The organism is Desulfonatronospira sp. MSAO_Bac3 (assembly GCF_003838035.1).
GTDB lineage: Bacteria > Desulfobacterota > Desulfovibrionia > Desulfovibrionales > Desulfonatronovibrionaceae > Desulfonatronospira > Desulfonatronospira thiodismutans.
This window is the reverse complement of sequence record NZ_QYZY01000184.1, coordinates 1-3,187: the sequence shown is the minus strand read 5'-3', so window position 1 is coordinate 3,187 and position 3,187 is coordinate 1. Positions and strand designations below refer to the sequence as shown.

At 50.5% G+C, this 3,187-nt stretch carries 6 protein-coding genes; all 6 read left to right on the top strand.

The genetic code is table 11. The annotated features are described in order from the left end of the window. Positions 1-210 (top strand): type II toxin-antitoxin system HicB family antitoxin (locus tag D5S03_RS06330; protein ID WP_287043050.1); only part of this gene is annotated, 210 nt, incomplete at its 5' end. A 78-nt stretch (positions 211-288) separates the two neighbouring features. Further along, complete coding sequence (locus D5S03_RS06325; protein WP_008869510.1) at positions 289-999, top strand: SapC family protein; 711 nt, start codon at positions 289-291, stop codon at positions 997-999. Beyond that, on the top strand, positions 996-1,637 hold the full coding sequence (locus D5S03_RS06320) for an NYN domain-containing protein (RefSeq protein WP_008870515.1): 642 nt from the start codon (positions 996-998) through the stop codon (positions 1,635-1,637). Before D5S03_RS06325 ends, D5S03_RS06320 begins: the two co-directional genes overlap by 4 nt. A 1-nt stretch (position 1,638) precedes the next feature. Further along, positions 1,639-1,860, top strand: coding sequence for a hypothetical protein (locus tag D5S03_RS06315; protein ID WP_008870516.1), 222 nt, complete (start codon positions 1,639-1,641; stop codon positions 1,858-1,860). Between the two features lie 59 nt (positions 1,861-1,919). Beyond that, positions 1,920-2,456: a hypothetical protein gene (locus tag D5S03_RS06310; protein WP_008870517.1), complete on the top strand. Its 537-nt coding sequence runs from the start codon at positions 1,920-1,922 to the stop codon at positions 2,454-2,456. Between the two features lie 34 nt (positions 2,457-2,490). Further along, positions 2,491-3,187 (top strand): trypsin-like serine protease (locus D5S03_RS06305; protein ID WP_287043048.1); only part of this gene is annotated, 697 nt, incomplete at its 3' end.

Below are 3,187 nucleotides of genomic sequence, written 5' to 3'. Positions count from 1 at the left end.
TACAGAGCAGTAATAAAGAGGACCGATGACTGGTGGATAGGTTGGCTGGTTGATCTGCCTGGCGTAAACGCTCAAGAGAGAACCAGGGAAGAATTGCTTGAGTCCTTGAGAGAAGGGGCAAGGGACATGCTGGAAACAGAGGTCCCTTTCGAGCCAGGTTTTGAGATGGAAAAAGTGGAAGTCCCTGAACCTGAGTGGGTTTTTAAGTAGGCAGGTTACGTCATTTAAGATTAATACCCCGCCCTCCGGCAACTTGCCAGGGCGGGGTTTTTCATTTACAAAACCCAAATGCAACCCTTATCCAAAACAACACACGCTGGCAAAAGTTTCCATCCGGCAAAGAACTACCAACACGCCAAAACCCGCACCACTGTTCCCATGGTTATCTCTGAATTACCCAGAGCAGTACCGGCATTTCCAATAGCCTTTACCTATTCCAGGAACAAGTACGTACTGAGTGCTGTGATGGGCTTAAAACCAGAACAGAACCTGTTTGTCACCCAGGAAGGCAAGTGGCAGACCAGCTATATCCCGGCATATCTGAGAGGCCATCCCTTTTACCTAGCGGAATCTCAGGAAGGAAAACAAGTAGTCTGCGTAGACGAGAATTCTGATCTGATTACGGATGGCCCAGATGGTGAGCAAATGTTCGGAGAAGAGGGTAAGCCCACCCAGAAGATGCAGCAGATAATAGACTTTCTGGAAAAGATTGCCAGGGAGAGGGCTATAACTGACAGGGCCTGTGCTGCGCTTGCTGAGTTTGGTGTGATCGAGCCCTGGGAAGGGTACGGTGGCCTGTATAAAGTGAGCGAAGCCAAGTTGAAAGACCTGAGTGGAGAAGCCTTTGTGAAGCTCAGGGATACCGGCGGATTGAAGGTTATGTACGGGCAGCTTTATTCCTTGACTCAGATGGCAAGGCTTAAGAAACTGGCTGAACAGGATAAGGAGCCGGATTGGGAGAGTATGGAAGAACTGGATTTTGAGAAGATAAAAATATGACACGCAAAGTAATCATTTTCACAGACGGCATGTTCATGCGCCGCCGGGTGCTGGAGAGAAACCACTTTCTGTACAAGCCAAGAGAGATCCGGGAATACTGCCAGAAGCACCTGAGACCAAACGACTACCTGGTGCGTATTTATTATTATGACTGTAAGCCCTTGCAGGCCAGGGGAACATCTCCCTTGAATGGTAAGGAGATAGACTTTTCCAGGCTGGAGAGTGCAAGGCTAAGACACCAGCTGTTCGAGGGCCTGCGCCATGCACCAAATTTCTGTTTGAGGCTTGGAAGCATGGAGTGGAACGGCAGGGACTGGAATGTTGTCGGCTCCAAGGTGTCTCCGCTTTTGAAGAAGGAGATAACTGTGGATGACCTGTCAGACAGCGATATCCGACCGGGAAGCGAGACTACCCAGATAAGCGTAAAGATGGCCCTGGATATGATCACCCTTGCAGCCAGAAAAGCCGGGGATATGTTTGTTCTGATCACCGACAGAACAGATCTGGTTCCGGCTATGGAGATGGTCCGCCAGGAAGGGGTGCAGGTATGTCTGGATAATATGCATGCCCCTGTCTCAATAGAGCTTTCGGAGCAGGCGGATTTTATAAGTACAAACTTGGGGAATAAGGAGAGTTAAGATGCACGTATTTGCGGACGGTATTTCGAAAGTGACTTTGAGTAATGGAAACCTGAGGATTATGCTGACCCAGAGTGGAGCAGACGATTCCACAGTAGAGGCCGGAACCATGATTATTCCAGCGTCTCAAGCCAGTAACTTCCTGAACGGTTTGGCAAACAGTCTTAAGGAGCTGGAGAGCAGGTTGAAAGAGGCCAGGGAAGCTCAGCAGACTCAACAGTAGATTCAGGCAGGCCCCGGGGAACTGACTATTTATCCGTTAAACAGATTTCAGGAGTGACTATGATAAAGAAGTTTTTGCTTTCAATCGCGCTTGTTTTGCTGCTTCTGCAGCCGGCTAATGCTTTTGAGCTCACAGATGACAGGGTGGAGAGGTTCGTGGATAGCTGGAGCGATGTGCAGAGCCTGGAGCATGAATTTGAAGATATTGAACAGCCCGATGGTGAATTTGTGCCTGAAAGCCCTTTTTCTGCCTCCCTGGAAGAGGTCAGGGGGCATGAAGCCTATGATCGTCTGCAGCAGATAGCTGTGGATCACGGTTTTTCCGATGCACAAGAGTGGGCTCTAACTGGTGACCATATTTTCAGGGCGTTTCTGGGGATGGAAATGCAGGATGAGGACCCCACCGCTGAAATGAAGCAGGCCCTGGAGGAGATCAGGCAAAGCCCCCTGCCGGAAGAGCAGAAGGAACAAATAACCCGCCATATCCAGGAGCAGCTGGATCTTTTTGAAAGGATTCAAGACGTTCCCGCCGAGGATATTGAGACAGTCCGCAGACACGAAGGGGAGATCAACCGGATATTTGAGCCTGTAAACTGAACAGGTGTGTATTTTGTTGATTCCAGGATAAGAGATGAAAAAATTCGACACCACCTTGACCAGTCATGAGGCCTGGAGCGGAGTTGCCAAAGTAAGCGATGGATACAAGCAGGGCTCCTCTGTTCTGCACGAGTCCGGGATATTTATTATCACAGCCGGGCATGTGGTTGAAGACTTTCACCTCTCCGGCGGCAGTGTGGATTTTGGCACTGACACTCGGGAGATTATCGGTTATGGCAAGCATCCGGGTTACGCAATAACCGATTCCGGGATGTATCACGATATAGGTCTGTTTGTGCTGGACAGGGCTGCTCCCCGGGATGCACAGAGATATGAGCTGTACCGGGAGCATGATGAAGCAGGGCAGCAGGTGGATCTTACCGGATACGGCGGGAGCTCTTTCTGGAGCGGCAGTAACACTGTTGCCGGGTTAGCCGGTGAATATGTGACTCACGGCAGCGTGTACCATCAACTGGCATTTAAGAGGGATACCGGGGATATGATTGCTGGCGGGGATTCCGGCGGGGGGATGTTTATTGATTCCAAGCTTGCAGGAGTGCACAGCTATACATCCGGGGACATAGGCGTATCCACAAGGGTGAGCACCTACACGCACTGGATAGATCAGACTACAGGTACAGTGCAGGACCCCGAAGCCCGCAGCTCTGAGCCTCCCTCAAGGGACTCTGTGCCCATGGAAGTATCTGAAGGCGAAGGTGTATGGTTTCTGG

Coding starts and splice junctions, on each gene's coding strand:
- D5S03_RS06325 (WP_008869510.1), top strand. CDS start 289: ATGCAACCCTTATCCAAAACAACACACGCTGGCAAAAGTTTCCATCCG.
- D5S03_RS06320 (WP_008870515.1), top strand. CDS start 996: ATGACACGCAAAGTAATCATTTTCACAGACGGCATGTTCATGCGCCGC.
- D5S03_RS06315 (WP_008870516.1), top strand. CDS start 1,639: ATGCACGTATTTGCGGACGGTATTTCGAAAGTGACTTTGAGTAATGGA.
- D5S03_RS06310 (WP_008870517.1), top strand. CDS start 1,920: ATGATAAAGAAGTTTTTGCTTTCAATCGCGCTTGTTTTGCTGCTTCTG.